Raw genomic sequence first — 17,995 nt, forward strand, 5'->3', positions numbered from 1 at the left:
TCCTCAGCCCTTGCCCAGCAGCAGCCGGGCCTCGCCGACCGTGATGACGGAACCGGTGACCAGCACCCCGCCGCCCGCGAACTCGCCCTCCTCCTCGGCCAGCGTGATCGCGGCCTCCAGGGCGTCGGGCAGCCGCGGCTCGACCTGCACCCGCTCGTCGCCGAAGACCTCGACGGCGATGGCGGCCAGCTCGTCCGCGTCCATGGCGCGGTGGCTGGAGTTCTGGGTGACGACGACCTCGGCGAAGATCGGCTCGAAGGCCTCCAGCAGGCCGCGCACGTTCTTGTCCGCGCTCGCGCCGACGACGCCGATCAGCCGGGTGAAGTCGAAGGCCTCGCGCACGGCCTCCGCGGTCACCTCGGCGCCGGCCGGGTTGTGCGCGGCGTCCAGGACGACGGTGGGAGACCGTCGTACGACCTCCAGGCGGCCCGGGGAGGTGACGGCGGCGAAGGCCTTGCGGACGGTGTCGATGTCCAGCGGTTCGGCGCGCTGGGCGCCGACGCCGAAGAACGCCTCCACGGCGGCGAGCGCCACGGCCGCGTTGTGCGCCTGGTGGGCGCCGTGCAGCGGGAGGTACACCTCGGGGTACTCGCCGCCGAGGCCGCGCAGGGTGACGAGCTGTCCGCCGACGGCGACCTGGCGGGCGACGACGCCGAACTCCAGGCCCTCGCGGGCCACGGTGGCGTTGACCTCCACGGCCTTCTTCAGCAGCACCTGGGCCGCGTCGACGGGCTGCTGGGCGAGGATGACGGTGGCGTCCTGCTTGATGATGCCCGACTTCTCACCGGCGATCTCGGCGGTGGTCTCACCGAGGCGGTCGGTGTGGTCCAGGCCGATCGGGGTGACGACGGCGACATCGGCGTCGATCACGTTGGTGGCGTCCCAGGAGCCGCCCATGCCGACCTCGACGACGGCCACGTCGACGGGGGCGTCCGCGAAGGCCGCGTAGGCCATGCCGGTGAGGACCTCGAAGAAGGACAGCCGGTACTCCTGGGCGGCGTCCACCATCTCGATGTACGGCTTGATGTCCTGGTACGTCTCGATGAACCGCTCGGCGGAGACCGGGGCGCCGTCCAGGCTGATGCGCTCGGTGATCGACTGCACGTGGGGGCTGGTGTAGCGGCCGGTGCGCAGGTCGAAGGCGCCGAGCAGGGACTCGATCATGCGGGCGGTGGAGGTCTTGCCGTTGGTGCCCGTGATGTGGATCGAGGGGTACGTGCGCTGGGGGTCGCCGAGGACGTCCATCAGCGCGGCGATCCTGCTGACCGAGGGCTCCAGCTTGGTCTCGCCCCAGCGGGTGGCCAGCTCCGCCTCGACCTCGCGCAGCGCCTTGTCGACTTCCGGGTCCTCGGGACGCGCGGGCACGTCGGCCTGCGGCTGCCCGCCCTGGGTCCGCAGGGTACGGCTGCCGGCCTCGATCACGGCGAGGTCGGGGTCGCGGGTGGTCTCGGCCTCGATGATCTCCTCGAAGGAGTCGAGGGGGTCGGGCTGGTCGTTCTCGTGCGGGAGGTCGCTCACGGGCCCAGTCTACGGAGGGTCGGTGACATGGGTGCGCGAAGGCCCCGGTGCCTTGTCGGTACCGGGGCCTTCGGTGTCGTGGCTACGCCTGGGGCAGCTTCTCCAGCTGGGCCTGGATGCGGGCGATGTCCTCGTCCGCCTTGGCGAGGCGGGTGCGGATCTTGTCGACCACGTTCTCCGGGGCCTTGGCGAGGAATGCCTCGTTGCCGAGCTTCGCCGTGGCCTGGGACTTCTCCTTCTCCGCGGCCGCCAGGTCCTTCGCCAGACGCTTGCGCTCGGCGGCGACGTCGATCGTGCCGGAGAGGTCCAGCGCGACCTCGGCCCCGGCGATCGGCAGGGTGGCCGTGGCCGTGAAGGAGTCGCCCTCGGGCTGGAGGCGCAGCAGCTGGCGGATGGCCGCCTCGTGCGGGGCCAGCGCCGTGCCGTCCAGCGCCAGCCGCGCCGGCACCCGCTGTCCGGGCTGGAGGCCCTGGTCGGCGCGGAAGCGGCGGACCTCGGTGATGACGGACTGGAGCGCGGAGATCTCCTGCTCGGCGTCCGCGTCACGGAAGCCGCTGTCGGCCGGCCACTCGGCGATGACGACCGACTCGCCGCCCGTCAGCGTCGTCCACAGCGTCTCCGTGACGAACGGGACCACCGGGTGCAGCAGCCTCAGGGTGACGTCGAGGACCTCGCCGAGGACCCGCTTCGATGCCTCCGCCGGCTCGCCGCCCGCCTGGAAGACGGTCTTGGACAGCTCGACGTACCAGTCGAAGACCTCGTCCCACGCGAAGTGGAAGAGGGCGTCGGACAGCTTGGCGAACTGGTAGTCGTCGTAGTACGCGTCGACCTCGGCCACGACCGAGTTGAGGCGGGAGAGGATCCAGCGGTCCGTCGCCGACAGCTTCGACGCGTCCGGCAGCGGGCCCTCGACCGTCGCGCCGTTCATCAGCGCGAAGCGCGTCGCGTTCCAGATCTTGTTGGCGAAGTTGCGGGAGCCCTGGACCCAGTCCTCGCCGATCGGCACGTCGACGCCCGGGTTGGCGCCGCGGGCCAGCGTGAAGCGCAGGGCGTCCGAGCCGTACTTGTCCATCCAGTCCAGCGGGTTGACCGCGTTGCCGAAGGACTTCGACATCTTCTTGCCGAACTGGTCGCGGACCATGCCGTGCAGGGCGATGGTGTGGAACGGCGGGGTGCCGTCCATCGCGTACAGGCCGAACATCATCATCCGGGCGACCCAGAAGAAGAGGATGTCGTAGCCGGTGACCAGCACGGAGTTCGGGTAGAACTTCGCGAGCGACTCGGTCCGCTCCGGCCAGCCCAGCGTGGAGAAGGGCCACAGGCCGGAGGAGAACCAGGTGTCGAGGACGTCGGTGTCCTGGTGCCAGCCCTCGCCGGCCGGCGGCTCCTCGCCGGGGCCGACGCAGACGACTTCGCCCTCGGGGCCGTACCACACCGGGATCCGGTGGCCCCACCACAACTGCCGCGAGATGCACCAGTCGTGGAGGTTGTCGACCCAGTCGAAGTAGCGCTTCTCCATCTCCTGCGGATGGATCTTGACCTTGCCCTCGCGGACCGCGTCGCCCGCGGCCTTGGCGAGCGGGCCGACCTTGACCCACCACTGCATGGACAGGCGCGGCTCGATGGTGGTCTTGCAGCGCGAGCAGTGGCCGACCGAGTGGACGTACGGCCGCTTCTCGGCGACGATCCGGCCCTCGGCGCGCAGCGCCGCGACGATCGCGGAGCGGGCCTCCAGGCGGTCCATGCCCTGGAAGGGGCCGTGGACGGTGATGACGGCGTGCTCGTCCATCACGGAGATGGAGGGCAGGTCGTGGCGCTGGCCGATCTCGAAGTCGTTCGGGTCGTGCGCGGGGGTCACCTTGACGGCGCCGGTGCCGAACTCGGGGTCGACGTGGGCGTCGGCGACGACCGGGATGGAGCGGTCGGTCAGCGGCAGCCGGATGAGCTTGCCGACCAGGTGCTTGTAGCGCTCGTCCTCGGGGTGGACGGCGACGGCCGTGTCACCGAGCATCGTCTCGGCACGGGTGGTGGCGACGACGATGCTGTCGTCCCCCTCGCCGTACTTCATGGAGACCAGCTCGCCGTCGTCGTCCTGGTACTCCACCTCGATGTCCGAGATGGCGGTCAGGCAGCGGGGGCACCAGTTGATGATGCGCTCGGCGCGGTAGATCAGCTCGTCGTCGTACAGGCGCTTGAAGATGGTCTGGACGGCCTGGGAGAGGCCCTCGTCCATGGTGAAGCGCTCGCGGGACCAGGCGACGCCGTCGCCGAGGCGGCGCATCTGGCCGGAGATCTGGCCGCCGGACTCGGCCTTCCACTGCCAGACGCGCTCCACGAAGGCCTCGCGGCCCAGGTCGTGGCGGGACTTGCCCTCCTTGCCCAGCTCCCGCTCGACGACGTTCTGGGTGGCGATGCCGGCGTGGTCCATGCCGGGCTGCCACAGGGTCTCGTAGCCCTGCATGCGCTTGCGGCGGGTCAGGGCGTCGATGAGGGTGTGCTCGAAGGCGTGGCCCAGGTGGAGGGAGCCGGTGACGTTGGGCGGCGGGATGACGACGGTGTACGGCGGCTTGTCGCTCTTCGCGTCCGCCTCGAAGTAGCCCCGTTCTACCCAGCGCTCGTACAGCGGCCCCTCTACGTCGGCCGGCGCGTACTGGGTCGGCAGTTCGGTGTCGGGCGCGGGTGGCTGCTGCTGAGCGTTCTCGGTCACGGGGGTCAGTTTAGAGGGGTCACGGGCCGGTCCCGAAACGCGTTTGTTCTGTAACGGTGCGGCCCCCGGTGCCCTGCGTTTCCCGGGCCTGGTTCAGGATGTCAGGAACATATAAGCGTTCTAGGGGGATCCCAGAGATGAGCAACAACCAGCCGGGCCCGTACGGCCAGCCACCCCAGCAGCCGGGTCCCTACGGCCAGCCGGGGCAGCCCGGTCCGTACGGGCAGCCGCAGCAGCCGGGTCCGTACGGCCAGCAGCCGCCGGCCGGCCCTTACGGGCAGCCGCCGCAGGCCCCGCAGCAGCCCGGCTACGGCTACCCCCAGCAGGCCCCGCAGCAGCCGGGGTACGGCTACCCGCAGCAGGGAATGCCCCCGCAGCAGAACCCCTACGGCCAGCAGCCCTACGGCCAGCAGCAGCCGTACGGCGCCGTGCCCGGCATGCCCCAGCCGCCCCAGCCGGGCGGCGGCAAGAAGCGGACGGGCCTGGTCATAGGCGCGGTCGCGGTCGTGGCCGTGGTGGCGGTGGGCGCGTACTTCCTGTTCAACGGGGGGAGCGGAACCGTCAGCGTCGCGGACGACGGCGCGCACAAGCTGATCACTCCCAACTCGGTGATCAACGGGACGTACACCAAGCAGGACGGCTCGGACGGCTCGTCTGAGGGGCTCAGCGACTCCGACAAGTCGGACTTCCAGAAGTGGGGCGTGCAGAACCCCACGGAGGTCAACTCCAGCTACGAGACCGGCACCGGGCTGACCAAGAAGGGCCTGTCCTTCAGCGGTGTGTACGGCACCATCGACGACCCCGAGGCGGTGGTGGACGCCATGTTCGCCAAGATCAAGACGGAGGCGTCGAAGGACCAGAGCGACTCTGGCACCAAGGGCAAACTGATAGGCAGCCCGGAGGCCGTCCACCCGGCCGGCTTCTCCAACGGCGTCATGAAGTGCCAGGTGGCGCAGATCGACAGCACCAGTTCCTCGTCCTCGGCCTCCGGCATGCCGAAGAGCATCAAAATGCCGGTGTGCATCTGGGGCGACCACAGCACCGTCGCCTTCGTCTCGGACTACAGCGTGGCCTCCCTCGCCTCCGGCCAGGCCGGCTCGCTGGACGACACGGCGGAGCTGGCTGCGAAGCTGCGCAACGACGTGCGTGTCAAGGTCTGAGGCTCTGAGAACGGGTGGTTGCTGAACGAAGGCGGCTCACGTGGATGAGCCGCCTTCGCCTTGTGATCAGGCCCGCTTGCAGGCCGCCAGCGACACGTCGCTCTTCACGCCGACCCGGGCCAGGTCGGTGACACAGACGGGGTTGGCCGCCTTTCCGATGCCGGTGTCGATCGCCCCGTGGCTGCAGGCCGCCTTCACCTTCGGGCCGGCGAAGTATCCGTGGCCGGCCACGTAGGTGGTGCAAGCGCTCTGCGTAGCACTCGCCGGTGAGGCCACGAGGACCGGCAGGGCCCCTGCCGCCACCACCACAGCGGCCGTGGCCGTCATGCGCTTCGCCCTCTGGAAAGTCATTCTCCGGGTCCCTCCGTTTTCGCGCAGCCGGACGTGCTGACGCGTGTCCGACTCAGTCCCGCTGATCCAAGCACGGGAAAAGGACGGGACCCGGTCCGCGCCGAAACGATGACTCGATCTGACCGATCATGTTCCGACACGCCGACGGGCAGACACCCGTCGCAGGGTGCCTGCCCGTCGGCGCGGAGAGGCTCAGGCCGTCTTCTGCTCCCCCGCCCCCCTGCCCCGCGCGTCGCGCGGGATCAGGGTCGGGTTGACGTTCGAGAGGACCACGTCGGCGGTGATGACGACGCGGGCGACGTCCTTGCGGGACGGGACCTCGTACATCACGCCCTGGAGGACCTCCTCCATGATGGCGCGCAGGCCGCGGGCGCCGGTCTGGCGGAGGATGGCCTGGTCGGCGATGGCCTCCAGGGCCTCGCGCTCGAAGTCCAGCTCCACGCCGTCGAGTTCGAACAGGCGCTGGTACTGCTTGACGAGCGCGTTGCGCGGCTCGACCAGGATCTGCAGCAGGGCCTCGCGGTCCAGGTTGTGGACCGAGGTGATCACGGGCAGCCGGCCGATGAACTCGGGGATCATGCCGAACTTGACCAGGTCCTCCGGCATGACGTCCTCGAAGACGTCCTTGGCCTCCAGCTCGCGCTTGGACAGGATCGTGGCGCCGAAGCCGATGCCCTTGGCGCCCGCCCGGGACTCGATGATCTTCTCCAGACCGGCGAAGGCACCGCCCACGATGAACAGCACGTTCGTCGTGTCGATCTGGATGAACTCCTGATGCGGGTGCTTGCGGCCGCCCTGCGGCGGGACCGAGGCCGTGGTGCCCTCCAGGATCTTCAGCAGGGCCTGCTGCACGCCCTCGCCGCTGACGTCCCGGGTGATCGACGGGTTCTCGCTCTTGCGGGCCACCTTGTCGATCTCGTCGATGTAGATGATGCCCGTCTCGGCCTTCTTGACGTCGTAGTCGGCCGCCTGGATGAGCTTCAGGAGGATGTTCTCGACGTCCTCGCCGACATAGCCCGCCTCCGTCAGCGCGGTCGCGTCGGCGATGGCGAACGGCACGTTCAGCATGCGCGCCAGGGTCTGGGCGAGGAGGGTCTTGCCGGAGCCCGTGGGGCCCAGCAGGAGGATGTTGGACTTCGCCAGCTCGATGGCGTCGTCACGGCCGCTCGCGCCGCCGTTCTCGCCCGCCTGGACCCGCTTGTAGTGGTTGTACACCGCGACGGACAGGGCCTTCTTGGCGGCCTCCTGGCCGACCACGTAGCCCTCAAGGAACTCGTAGATCTCGCGGGGCTTGGGCAGTTCCTCCCAGCGCACCTCGCTGGTCTCCGCGAGCTCCTCCTCGATGATCTCGTTGCAGAGATCGATGCACTCGTCGCAGATGTAGACACCGGGCCCTGCGATGAGCTTCTTGACCTGCTTCTGGCTCTTGCCGCAGAACGAGCACTTGAGCAGATCGCCGCCGTCACCGATGCGTGCCACGGTGTGCTTCCCCTTCGCCTGGGAACCGCCTGGACACTGCGTTCCAGCGGCTCCTGGTGCTGCCTTATGTCCGACGGTACCTTGCCGGGCCCGGTGTTCGGGCCCCCCTTGGCAGGGTTCACTTGCCGTGAGCCCTGCCGAGGGGGGCGTGAGAGCGTGCCGCTCCGCGTCAGCGGACCTCGGCGTTGTTCAGCTTGCGGGTGGAGATGATCTGGTCGACGAGGCCGTACTCCAGCGCCTCCTCGGCCGTGAGGATCTTGTCGCGCTCGATGTCCTCGCGGACCTTCTCCAGCGGCTGGCTGGAGTGCTTGGCCAGCATGCTCTCCAGCTGCTCGCGCATCCGGGTGAACTCCTTGGCGATGATCTCCAGGTCGGAGAGCTGCCCGCGGCCGGTGGAGCCGGCCGGCTGGTGGATCAGCACGCGGGAGTTCGGCAGCGCCATGCGCTTGCCCGGGGTGCCGGCGGCGAGCAGGACGGCCGCGGCGGAGGCCGCCTGGCCCATGCACACCGTCTGGATGTCGGGCTTCACGAACTGCATCGTGTCGTAGATCGCCGTCAGGGCGGTCATGTCGCCGCCCGGACTGTTGATGTAGATCGAGATGTCCCGGTCGGGGTCCATCGACTCCAGGCACAGCAGCTGCGCCATGACGTCGTTGGCGGACGCGTCGTCGATCTGGACGCCCAGGAAGATCACGCGCTCCTCGAAGAGCTTCGCGTACGGGTCGTACTCGCGGATGCCCTGGGAGGTGCGCTCGACGAAGCGCGGGACCACGTAGCGGGCGTCGGGCCGGGGCCCTTCGTACAGGCCGCTGGCCGCGCCGGGGAAGTTGCTCATGGGTTGTTCACCGTCCTGGTGGCGTTCTGGGGGCTGGGGTGGTGGCGGTGCGTGGCGTGGCCGGACCGGTCAGGCACCGGTGCCGCCGCCTCCCGGAACACCCGAGGCGTTCGTGATGATCTCGTCAATGAGACCGTACTCCTTGGCCTCTTCCGGGGTGAACCAGCGGTCGCGGTCCGCGTCGCGGGTGATCGTCTCGAAGGTCTGGCCGGAGTGGAACGCGGTCAGTTCGGCCATGCGCTTCTTGGTGCGCAGCAGGTACTCGGCCTGGATCTTGATGTCCGTGACCGAACCGCCGAGGCCCGCGGAGCCCTGGTGCATCATGATGTCCGCGTGCGGCAGGGCGAAGCGCTTGCCCGCGGCGCCGCCGGTGAGCAGGAACTGGCCCATGGAGGCCGCCATGCCCATCGCGATGGTGACCACGTCGTTCGGGATGTACTGCATGGTGTCGTAGATCGCCATGCCGGCCGTCACCGAGCCGCCCGGACTGTTGATGTAGAGGTAGACGTCCTTGTCCGGCTCCGCGGCCAGGAGCAGCAGCTGAGCCGTGATCTTGTTGGCGATGTCATCGTCGACCTGCTGGCCGAGGAAGATGATCCGCTCGCCGAGCAGTCGGTTGTAGACCTGGTCGCCGAGGCCGCCACCGATGGAGGGCTCGCCGGCGGCGGAGGGCATCAGATTCGTCACGTATCCACCTGCTCGTCTCACGACGGCGCCGGGCCGTCTCACGTCGTCCTGCCGGAGGCTTGGGGGTTTCAGGAGACTCCCCTGCCCCCGTACTCATGGACCCTAACGCTCGGGCACGTTCGGGGAATCCCGGAGTAGCGACTGTTCGCCGGGGGCGTAGCGCTCCGCCGGGTGGGGCCGGACGCGGATCGGGGGTCCGGGCGCGGTTCGGGGGTCCGGGCACGGTCGCCGTCGGGCTGCGGGTGCGTCGCGGCTCGCGGCGCGAACGCGACCCGACGCGGCCCCCACGCCCCCGCCCCGGTCGTCCTCGCCGGTACGGCGACGGGCCCCCGGGAAGGTCCCGGGGGCCCGTCGTACGCGCGTCAGAGGCGCCGTGGGGCGGCTCAGCCCTCGGTGGTCTCCTCGGTGGCCTCGGCCTCGGCGGCCTCGGTCTCCTCGTCCTCGTCGCCGAGGTCGACGATCTCGCCGTTGGTGTCCTTCACCGTGGCGGCCTCGACCACGACGGCCAGGGCCTTGCCGCGGGCGACCTCGCCGACCAGGAGCGGCACCTGGCCACCCTCGACGACAGCCTGGGCGAACTGGTCGGGGGACATGCCGGAGGAGGCCGCGCGCCGCATGAGGTGCTCGGTGAGCTCCTCCTGGTTGACGTTCAGCTGCTCCTTCTTGACCAGCTCGTCCAGGACGAACTGGGTCTTGATGCCCTTGACCGCCGCCTCACGGGTCTCGGTCTCGAACTCCTCGGCGGACTTGCCCTGGATCTCCAGGTACTTGTCGAGGGTCAGGCCCATCTGACCGAGCTGGTGGTGCTCCAGGTTGTGCTTGCGGGTGTTGACCTCGTCCTCGAGCAGCTTCTCGGGGACCGGGACCTCGACCAGTTCGAGGAGCTTCTCCAGGACGCGCTCCTGGGCCTGCGTGGCCTGGTCGAACTCCTTCATGTTCGCGAGGCGCTTGCGGCTGTCGGCCTTGAGCTCGTCCAGGGTGTCGAACTCGGAGGCGAGCTGCGCGAACTCGTCGTCCAGCTCCGGCAGTTCACGCTTGGCGACCTGGGTGACCTTGACGGTGACCTCGGCCTCCTTGCCCGCGGCGGAGCCACCCTTCAGCTCGGAGGTGAAGGTGCCCTCCTCGCCGGCGGACAGGCCCTTGACGGCGTCGTCGATGCCGTCGAGCAGCTCGCCGGAGCCGATGGTGTAGGAGACGCCGTTGGCGATGCCGTCCTCCAGCACCTCGCCGTCGACCTTGGCCTCCAGGTCGATGGTGACGACGTCGCCGTCCTCGGCGGCGCGCTCGACCGGGGAGGTGGAGGCGAAGCGCTCGCGCAGCTGCTCGACCGACTTCTCGACGTCCTCGTCGGTGACCTCGACGGCGTCGACCTCGACCTCGATGCCGGAGTAGTCCGGGATCTCCAGGGCCGGGCGGACGTCGACCTCGGCGGTGAAGTTCAGCGTCTCGCCGTCCTTCAGCTCGGTGATGTCGACGTCGGGCTGGCCCAGCGGGCTCAGCTCGGCCTCGTTGACCGCCTCGGTGTAGAACTTCGGAAGCGCGTCGTTGACCGCCTCCTCCAGGACCGCACCGCGGCCGAACCGCTGGTCGATGACGCGGGCCGGGATCTTGCCCTTGCGGAAGCCCTTCACCGTGACCTGCTGGTTGATCTTGCTGTACGCCGCGTCGAGGCTGTCCTTGAGCTCCTCGAAGGGCACCTCGACAGTGAGCCGAACCCGGGTCGGGTTCAGGGTCTCCACGGCGCTCTTCACGGTTCGGTCTCCTTGTGGCTGACTGCTTGGGTTCTGCCGGAGCCAGACAGCTCCGGCGGATTCGCCGCCCGGAGGAGTACGTAGGCCGTGAGGGCCGGGGCACACGGGCGTGCAGCTTGCATAGTAACCGCAGGCGTTCGGCGCCCCAAAAGGCGATCTTCGCGGCGCCGCGAGCGGGCGCCCGGGTACCGGCCGAACGGCGGCGGATCAAGGCCCGACCAGGGCCCGACCGGCGATCGAGTCGAGGGCCGAACGGGTGACGGACGGCGATCGGGCCGAGGGCCGAACGGGTGACGGACGGCGATGGGGCCGAGGACCGCACAGGAGGCTGACCGCCGATGGGCCAGGGGCCGGACAGGAGGCTGACCGCCGATCGGACCGAGGACCGAACAGGAGGCGGACCGCCGATCGGGGCGAGGTCGAGCAGAGGGCGGTCGCGGATCCGGCTCAGGCCCGCGGAGATGGACCGGCGATCCGGCCCAGGCCGAAGGAAGGCGGACCGGCGATCCGGCCCGGGGAGCGGCAGCGGGGCGACCGGCCATCGGATCGGAGCCGGTCGAGGACGGACCGGCGGCCGGGTCAGCAGCTGCCCAGGACGAGCCGATCGGTGGTCGGGGTGGCGGGATTTGAACCCACGGCCTTCCGCTCCCAAAGCGGACGCGCTACCAAGCTGCGCCACACCCCGTCTGTGTGCGACACGTAGGGTACATGCCCCGGCGGCCCGCGTCGGCCGCATTCTTCGAGGCGGGGCGCGTGGTGTTCGTTGATCGGACTTGTTGGCCCAAGCGGCGGGCGACCCGCTACGATGCCTGAGTGCCGCGGTCACGGACCTGCGGCGCGATGCTGCGGGCGTAGCTCAATGGTAGAGCCCTAGTCTTCCAAACTAGCTACGCGGGTTCGATTCCCGTCGCCCGCTCTGGATGCCGAAGGCCCAGGTGAGAGGTCGTCCCTCACACCTGGGCCTTCGCCGTTCCGCCTCGTCCTCCCCCTCGCTCCTCCCTCTCGCTGTCGCGTCTCCCCGTTGCGGCACCCGTGCGCGCGAGATACGATCCGCACCGGTACGGAACATAACTAGGTCATAGGGGGACCGTGATGCGGGTGAAGGACTTCGACCACCTGGTGCTCAACGTCTCGGACACCGAGCGCGCGCTGGGCTTCTACACCGGGCCGCTGGGACTCGCGGGCGAGCGGGTCGAGGAGTGGCGGGCCGGACAGGTGCCGTTCCCGTCGGTGCGGGTCAGCCCCACCACCGTCATCGACCTCCTGGAACGGCCGCGCGGTGAGTCCAACGTCGACCACATCTGCCTGGTGGTGGACCCGCTGGACTGGCAGCAGGTCGTCGACTCCGGCACCTTCGACGTGCTGGAGGGGCCCGTGCCGCGCTGGGGCGCCCGGGGATCGGCCCAGTCGGTCTACGTGCGCGACCCCGACGGGAACACCGTGGAGCTGCGCTGGTACCCGCAGGACGCCGCCGCGTGAGCCCGGCGGCCGGCGGCCGGCCCAGGGACCCGGCGATCGACGCGGCGGTGCTGGCGGCGACCGTACGCCTCCTGCACGAGGACGGGTACAGGGGCCTCGCGCTGGAGAAGGTGGCGGCCGTCGCGGGCACCAGCAAGGCCGCGGTCCGCCGCCGCTGGCCCCAGCGGCAGCGCCTGGTGATCGACGCGCTCGCCTCGGTCCTCGTCGTACCACCCGCGCCGGACAACGGCTGCACCCGCTGCGATCTGCACCAGAGCGTGCGGCTGCTCGCCGAGGTGCTGCACGAGCGGTCGCCGGCCGGGGTGCTCGCACCGCTGATCGCCGACTGCTCCGCCGATCCCGAACTCCACGAGTACCTGCTGCGCAGCCTCGTACAGCCCGGCCGGGCGGCCGCCGCGGTCGCGGTGCGGCGGGCCGTCGAGCGCGGGGACCTGATGCCGGACGTGGACCCCGAGCTGTTCGTGGACCTGCTCGCCTCGGTGGTCTACCGGCGGGCGCTGTTCGGCGAGGCCCCGGTCGACGCGTCCGCGGCGCGGGCGCTGGTGGACCTGCTGCTGCGCGGGGTCGCCGTGGACTTCGACCGTCTGGTGTTCATCAGCCGGCAGCCGGCCGAGCAGCGGCATCTCCACCACTGACCCCACCCGGCGCGCGGTTCGGGACTCGTCAGAACTTGATCGAGTCGATCGAGTCCGCTATCGAGGTCAGGAACCGGTTGATGGACGGCGCCATGCCGGTGGAGGCGAGGAAGAAGCCGAAGAGGATCGCCACGATGGCGGGTCCCGGCTTGATGCTGCCCCCTCTTATGAGCACCACCAGGACGATCGCCAGCATCAGCGCTACGGATACTGAAATGACCACAACAGATCACACCCTCGGTCGGTCCCTGCTCCCGGCCCGGGGGTACGGCCCGCACCCCCGCCAGAACCATCGTGCCACCAACGGGCCTGCTCCATGCGGGCGCTGACAGGATGTCGGGCCCGCCGTCCCGGGCGGGGGACGCGCCGCACTGCAATTCGACGGACAGGCGCACAAGACTTCGGCCGCAATTACGCGAGTTCGTTTCCGTGTCCACACATCTCACGCGCAGGTAATTCGAATTAGTGACACCGCAGTGCGGTATGCCCCAATTATTGGGGATGAATCGGTACATCGAGGGCCAACGGTGGACCTCTGCGTGAGCGTCATCACGCCCGCACGGGAGGCGAGTTCGTCAAATCCGGGGGCATACGAAGGAGATAACCAGGAAGGACTAGGGGGTTTTACGGAATCCCGCAGACGACGCTAGGGTGCCTGAGATGTTTGACGCCGCCTCCTCCCCCGGCCAGAACCCACGGCCGCTCCCCCCGGCACAGTCGCCGGCGGACGGAGTGCCCGGACCGCGCGCCCCGCAGCGTGCGCGGGAGGAGCAGCAGCCGAAGACAGGCAGACCCGGCAAACCGCGCGATCCGTTCTTCGACAACGCGAAGTTCATGGCGATCGCACTGGTGGCGATCGGACACTCCTGGTCCCCGCTGAAGACCGACCACCGGGTCCTGGAAGACCTGTACAACGTCGTCTACACCTTCCACATGCCGGCGTTCATCGTCATCTCCGGCTATTTCTCACGCAGTTTCGACATGCGCCCCGACCGGCTGAAACGCCTGGTCACCGGCGTCGCGGTGCCCTATGTGCTGTTCCAGCTCGCGTACTCGCTGTTCAAGCGGTACGCGGGCCACATCGACGGCCCCATCAGCCTCTTCTCGCCGTACTACCTGACGTGGTTCCTGCTCGCGCTGTTCGTGTGGCGCCTGACCAGCCCGCTGTGGAAACTGGTGCGCCGGCCGCTGCCCGTGGCGCTCGGGCTCGCCATGCTGGGCTCGGTCACCCCGGGGGTCGACGACAGCCTGGACTTCGGCCGCGTCCTGCAGTTCCTGCCCTGCTTCGTCCTCGGACTGCTGCTGAGGCCCGAGCACTTCACGATGATGCGCACGCGCCGGATGCGGCTCCTGTCGGTGCCCGTGTTCGCGGCCGCGCTGGTGATCGGCTGGTGGACCGCGCCGCACATGAACGACAACTGGTTCTACCGGCAGGACTCCGCGCAGGAACTCGGCGCTCCCTGGTGGATCGGACCGCTGATGACGCTGGCGATGTTCGGCTGCGCGATGCTGCTGACCGCCTGCTTCCTCGCCTGGGTGCCGGGCCGTCGTACCTGGTTCACCGCACTCGGCGCGGGCACGCTGTACGGCTACCTGCTGCACGGCTTCGTGATCAAGAGCGTGCTCTTCCTGGGCGGGTTCGACATCGCCCAGCGGTACGGCGGCTACGGCTCGGCCGCCGTCACCGTCCTCGCGGTGGCCACCGTCACGGTGCTGTGCACCAAGCCGGTGCAGCGGGTGTTCCGGTTCGCGATGGAGCCGGAGATGGCGTGGGCGTTCAAGCAGGACGCGACGGAACTGGCCCGTGAGCGGCAGCGGAAGGAACCCGAGCCGGTGCGGGCGGGCGCCTGACGGCGGGGACCGGGGTCAGGCGTCGAGACCGAGGAGCGCGCGCATGCCCGCGTACTTCTCGGTCAGTCGTTTCCGGGTCGCTTCGTCCAGTACGGCAAGACGCTCCGGGTCGGCGTTGTGCGCCAGGTCCGCCTCCTTCACCAGCAGGGCGCCCGGGGTGTCGAGGACGCGCCGGGCGTACGACGCCGGTTCCTCCCCCGGACGCTTGGTGACGGCGTCCACGATGGCCTTGGTGCGCGGGGTGAGCGCGGCCCCCGCCAGCCAGGCGCGGCTCAACGCGTCGTCCTCCACGGCGTCGTGCAGCCAGGCCGCCGCGATCTGCTCGGCGTCTCCCCCGCGGGCGCGCACGCCCTCGGCGACGGCGGCGAGGTGTTCGGCGTACGGCCGTCCGGCCTTGTCGGTCTGCCCCTCGTGCGCGGCACGGGCGAGGGCCTCGACGTCGGCGAGGGTGAGGGGTGCGGTCATCCGGCCACTCTCCGTCAGGCGTGGGTCAGCGGGGCGTGGGCCGTGGCCTCGCGGCAGATCAGCAACAGGGCCCGATCGTCGTTGACGTCCTTGGCGACGGCCTCGATGAGGTGCCAGGCGGCGCCGTGGAAGCCGCCGGCGACGTAGCGGTCGGCCTCGCCGGTGAGGCGGTCGATGCCCTCGACGATGTCCCGGTCGGAGGTCTCCACCAGGCCGTCGGTGAACAGCATCAGGACGTCCCCGGGCCGCAGCGAGCCCTTGACGGAGTCGAACTGGGCGCCGTCGTAGACCCCGAGGAGCGGGCCCTCGGCGGACTTCTCCTCCCAGCGGCCGCTGCCCGCGCTGAGCTGGAGGCCCGGCGGATGGCCCGCGGAGTACAGCTCGTAGTCCCCGGAGTCGAGGTCCAGGACGAGGTGGATGGAGGTGGCGAAGCCCTCGTCCCAGTCCTGGCGGAGCAGATAGCCGTTGGCGGCGGTCAGGAAGGCGTGCGGGGGCAGGGAGCCGAGCAGGCCGCCGAAGGCACCCGACAGCAGCAGGGCGCGGGAGCCGGCGTCCATGCCCTTGCCGGAGACGTCGGTGAGGACGACCTCCAGGGTGCGGCCGCCGTTGGTGCGGGCGGCGACCACGAAGTCGCCGGAGAAGGACTGGCCCCCGGCCGGCCGCAGGGCCATCTCGTGGTGCCAGCCCTGGGGCAGCTTGGGCAGCTTGCTCTGTACCCGGATGCGCTCGCGCAGGTCGAACAGCATGGTGCCGCCGCGCCGCCAGGGCACGCCCACGCGGCTGCGGAACTGGGCGGTGAGCAGGCCGAAGAAGCCGCAGGCGGCCACCACCAGGACGACGCCCGGGGTGACGCGGGAGGGGCCTTCGGTGTACGGGCCGAGACGTACCGACTCCACGATCAGCGCGGTGGCCGCCGCCGCGTACAGGCCGAGCAGGCTGGCCGGGCGCAGCAGCAGCCCGCCGGCGACGATCGGCAGCACGAGCAGGGCCGGGGAGCACCACACCGAATCGAACAGGGTCATGGCCGCGAAGAGCGGGACGGTGAGCAGCAGGCCGGCGAAGGCGACCCAGTCGGACCCGTCGCCGCGGAAGTAGTCGACGGCGCTTCTGCGCAGCCCGACGCGGGCCCGGTGCCACTGTATCTTCCACCGGGCCGTGAACGTGTCGGCCTTCGCGCGCGTCTCTCGTCCTGCTGCCATCAGTTCGGGACCCTATCCATCGCACCGGCCGCTTGGCACGGGAGGCCCCACTTGTCCCCCGTGCGAGACCCGGGTTCACAGGTTCGCTCAGACGCCGGAATTCCGTAAACCCACCCGAAGGAGTGTCAGCTCTTCTGACAGGTGGGGCACCAGAAGAGGTTGCGCGCGGCGAGGCCGGCGGTGCGGATCCCGTCGCCGCAGACGTGGCAGGGCTGGGTGGCGCGGCGGTAGACGTAGACCTCGCCTCCGTGGTCGTCCACGCGGGGCGGGCGGCCCATGGCCTCGGGGCTGTGCTCGGGCCGTACGGTGTCGATCCGGTTGTGGCGTACGCCCTCGCGCATCAGCGCGACGAGGTCGGTCCACAGGGCGTCCCACTCGGCGGGGGTGATGTCGCGGCCCGCCCGGTAGGGATCGACGCCGTGGCGGAAGAGGACCTCGGCGCGGTAGACGTTGCCGACGCCGGCCACGATCTTCTGGTCCATGAGCAGGGCGGCGATGGCCGTACGGCTGCGGCCGATCCTCCGGTACGCCGCCGACGGGTCGGCGTCCTCGCGGAGCGGGTCGGGGCCGAGGCGGGCGTGGACGGCGTCCTTCTCGTCCTCGGTGATCAGGGCGCAGGTGGTGGGGCCGCGGAGGTCGACGTACGCCGTGTCGTTCGCGAGCCGGAGGCGGACGGTGTCGGTGGGCGGCGGCGCGGGGGCGTCCCCGAAGCCGACCTTGCCGAACAGGCCGAGGTGGATGTGGACCCAGTCGATGTCCCGGAACCGCAGGAACAGGTGCTTGCCGTGGGCCTCGGTGGCGGTCAGCTCGGCCCCGTCCAGAAGGGCGGCGGCGTCGGAGAACTTGCCCTGGGGGCTGGTGACGCGGGGCGTCGTGCCCTGGAAGCGGGCGGCGTAGTCCTGCGCCAGCCGATGGATGGTGTGCCCTTCCGGCAAAGCGGGCCGTCCTTCCTCTTCTCCTCGTTCCTCTCCCGTCCGCGCCGCTCGTACGGCGTGCGGGCCTCGCCTCCCCAGCCTAGGCGCGCCTCACCGCCGGACTTCCCCTTTCGGCCACGCACGACGCCCACCCTCCGACCCGTGCGGCGGGTGGCGGGTGGGCGCGAGCGGGCGGGAAGGCTACTGCTGGGGGTGGTGGGCCGGGATCGGGGGGAGGTCGCCCGTGGTCTCGTAGGCGGTCAGCATGTCGATGCGGCGGATGTGGCGCTCGTCACCCGAGAACGGGGTGCCCAGGAACACCTCGACGAACTTGGTCGCCTCCTCGGTGCTGTGCATGCGGGCACCGACGGCCACCACGTTGGCGTCGTTGTGCTGGCGGCCCAGCGCCGCCGTCTCCTCGCTCCAGGCCAGCGCCGCGCGCACGCCCTTCACCTTGTTCGCGGCGATCTGCTCCCCGTTGCCGGAGCCGCCGATCACGATGCCGAGGGCGTCGGCGTCGGCGGCCGTGCGCTCGGCGGCGCGCAGGCAGAAGGGCGGGTAGTCGTCCTGGGCGTCGTAGATGTGCGGCCCGCAGTCGACGGGCTCGTGCCCCGCTGCCTTGAGCCACTCGACGAGGTGGTTCTTGAGTTCGAAGCCCGCATGGTCGGAGCCGAGATACACGCGCATGAGACGAGTGTGACATGGGGGAATCAGGGCAGCAGCCCCGGGTCCGCGGCATCCGGCGGGTGCCCCCGTCAAGGCGTCCGGGGGTGACTCACGTGACACCCGGGGCCGCTACGGATTTCGTCGTCAAATGTGAGCGGGACCATAGAAGCTCAAGGGAACCTCAAGTAACAATCCGGATTCATAGGTTCCCGAATTCGTTCGCCTCGGATTCACTGGACCGACTCGTACACCGCTCGTACGAATCCCGTACCGGACCCCCCACGGGCACCCCCGTCTC

General features: G+C 70.1%; 16 protein-coding genes and 2 tRNA genes. 5 read left to right on the top strand and 13 right to left on the bottom strand.

Annotated features, from left to right (window positions below; genetic code table 11):
• Nucleotides 1-3: 3 nt before the first annotated feature.
• Both folC and QSK45_RS26355 read right to left on the bottom strand, forming a co-directional pair.
• On the bottom strand, nt 4-1,518 hold the full coding sequence (folC, locus tag QSK45_RS26350) for a bifunctional tetrahydrofolate synthase/dihydrofolate synthase (RefSeq protein WP_285561116.1): 1,515 nt from the start codon (nt 1,516-1,518) through the stop codon (nt 4-6).
• An 82-nt stretch (nt 1,519-1,600) separates the two neighbouring features.
• Nucleotides 1,601-4,225 carry a valine--tRNA ligase gene (locus QSK45_RS26355; RefSeq protein ID WP_285561119.1) on the bottom strand — a complete coding sequence of 875 codons (2,625 nt, stop codon included), beginning with the start codon at nt 4,223-4,225 and terminating at the stop codon, nt 1,601-1,603.
• Between the two features lie 137 nt (nt 4,226-4,362).
• Between QSK45_RS26355 and QSK45_RS26360 the strand changes: the two genes are divergently transcribed.
• Nucleotides 4,363-5,385: a mediator complex subunit 15 domain-containing protein gene (locus QSK45_RS26360; protein ID WP_285561121.1), complete on the top strand. Its 1,023-nt coding sequence runs from the start codon at nt 4,363-4,365 to the stop codon at nt 5,383-5,385.
• A 66-nt stretch (nt 5,386-5,451) separates the two neighbouring features.
• Here QSK45_RS26360 and QSK45_RS26365 read toward each other — a convergent pair whose 3' ends face one another.
• The 6 genes from QSK45_RS26365 to QSK45_RS26390 form a co-directional block, all read right to left on the bottom strand.
• Nucleotides 5,452-5,736, bottom strand: a complete 285-nt coding sequence (locus QSK45_RS26365) for a hypothetical protein (protein ID WP_285561123.1) — start codon at nt 5,734-5,736, stop codon at nt 5,452-5,454.
• Between the two features lie 192 nt (nt 5,737-5,928).
• Complete coding sequence (clpX, locus tag QSK45_RS26370) at nt 5,929-7,215, bottom strand: ATP-dependent Clp protease ATP-binding subunit ClpX (RefSeq protein ID WP_285561125.1); 1,287 nt, start codon at nt 7,213-7,215, stop codon at nt 5,929-5,931.
• Nucleotides 7,216-7,384: 169 nt separating this feature from the next.
• Nucleotides 7,385-8,050 carry an ATP-dependent Clp protease proteolytic subunit gene (locus QSK45_RS26375; RefSeq protein ID WP_285561127.1) on the bottom strand — a complete coding sequence of 222 codons (666 nt, stop codon included), beginning with the start codon at nt 8,048-8,050 and terminating at the stop codon, nt 7,385-7,387.
• A gap of 69 nt (nt 8,051-8,119) precedes the next feature.
• Entirely contained in the window at nt 8,120-8,725 is a 606-nt protein-coding gene (locus tag QSK45_RS26380; RefSeq protein WP_285561480.1) for an ATP-dependent Clp protease proteolytic subunit, read from the bottom strand.
• A gap of 395 nt (nt 8,726-9,120) precedes the next feature.
• On the bottom strand, nt 9,121-10,488 hold the full coding sequence (gene tig, locus QSK45_RS26385) for a trigger factor (RefSeq protein WP_285561129.1): 1,368 nt from the start codon (nt 10,486-10,488) through the stop codon (nt 9,121-9,123).
• Between the two features lie 608 nt (nt 10,489-11,096).
• Nucleotides 11,097-11,173, bottom strand: a tRNA-Pro gene (locus tag QSK45_RS26390).
• A 160-nt stretch (nt 11,174-11,333) separates the two neighbouring features.
• Between QSK45_RS26390 and QSK45_RS26395 the strand changes: the two genes are divergently transcribed.
• From QSK45_RS26395 to QSK45_RS26405, 3 genes are all read left to right on the top strand, one after another.
• Nucleotides 11,334-11,404, top strand: a tRNA-Gly gene (locus QSK45_RS26395).
• A gap of 176 nt (nt 11,405-11,580) precedes the next feature.
• Nucleotides 11,581-11,967 carry a VOC family protein gene (locus tag QSK45_RS26400; protein WP_285561131.1) on the top strand — a complete coding sequence of 129 codons (387 nt, stop codon included), beginning with the start codon at nt 11,581-11,583 and terminating at the stop codon, nt 11,965-11,967.
• Nucleotides 11,964-12,602 (top strand): TetR/AcrR family transcriptional regulator, encoded by a 639-nt coding sequence (locus tag QSK45_RS26405; protein WP_285561134.1) that lies wholly within the window; start codon nt 11,964-11,966, stop codon nt 12,600-12,602. Before QSK45_RS26400 ends, QSK45_RS26405 begins: the two co-directional genes overlap by 4 nt.
• Nucleotides 12,603-12,630: 28 nt before the next feature.
• Here QSK45_RS26405 and QSK45_RS26410 read toward each other — a convergent pair whose 3' ends face one another.
• Entirely contained in the window at nt 12,631-12,825 is a 195-nt protein-coding gene (locus QSK45_RS26410) for a hypothetical protein (protein ID WP_285561136.1), read from the bottom strand.
• A gap of 437 nt (nt 12,826-13,262) precedes the next feature.
• On the opposite strand from QSK45_RS26410, the gene QSK45_RS26415 reads away from it, so the two are divergent.
• A complete protein-coding gene (locus QSK45_RS26415) occupies nt 13,263-14,453 on the top strand; it encodes an acyltransferase family protein (RefSeq protein WP_285561138.1) in 1,191 nt (396 codons plus the stop codon).
• Between the two features lie 15 nt (nt 14,454-14,468).
• On the opposite strand, the gene QSK45_RS26420 is transcribed toward QSK45_RS26415, so the two are convergent.
• From QSK45_RS26420 to QSK45_RS26435, 4 genes are all read right to left on the bottom strand, one after another.
• The gene (locus QSK45_RS26420) at nt 14,469-14,918 is read right to left on the bottom strand and encodes an HD domain-containing protein (RefSeq protein ID WP_285561140.1); all 450 of its coding nucleotides are present in this window, start codon (nt 14,916-14,918) and stop codon (nt 14,469-14,471) included.
• 14 nt (nt 14,919-14,932) lie between these two features.
• Complete coding sequence (locus tag QSK45_RS26425; RefSeq protein ID WP_285561142.1) at nt 14,933-16,117, bottom strand: PP2C family protein-serine/threonine phosphatase; 1,185 nt, start codon at nt 16,115-16,117, stop codon at nt 14,933-14,935.
• Nucleotides 16,118-16,242: 125 nt separating this feature from the next.
• Nucleotides 16,243-17,052 (bottom strand): Fpg/Nei family DNA glycosylase, encoded by an 810-nt coding sequence (locus tag QSK45_RS26430; protein ID WP_285561144.1) that lies wholly within the window; start codon nt 17,050-17,052, stop codon nt 16,243-16,245.
• A 180-nt stretch (nt 17,053-17,232) separates the two neighbouring features.
• The gene (locus QSK45_RS26435) at nt 17,233-17,718 is read right to left on the bottom strand and encodes a ribose-5-phosphate isomerase (RefSeq protein WP_285561146.1); all 486 of its coding nucleotides are present in this window, start codon (nt 17,716-17,718) and stop codon (nt 17,233-17,235) included.
• Between the last annotated feature and the right edge of the window lie 277 nt (nt 17,719-17,995).

This window comes from Streptomyces hygroscopicus subsp. hygroscopicus, from assembly GCF_030269125.1.
Lineage (GTDB): Bacteria > Actinomycetota > Actinomycetes > Streptomycetales > Streptomycetaceae > Streptomyces > Streptomyces hygroscopicus_C.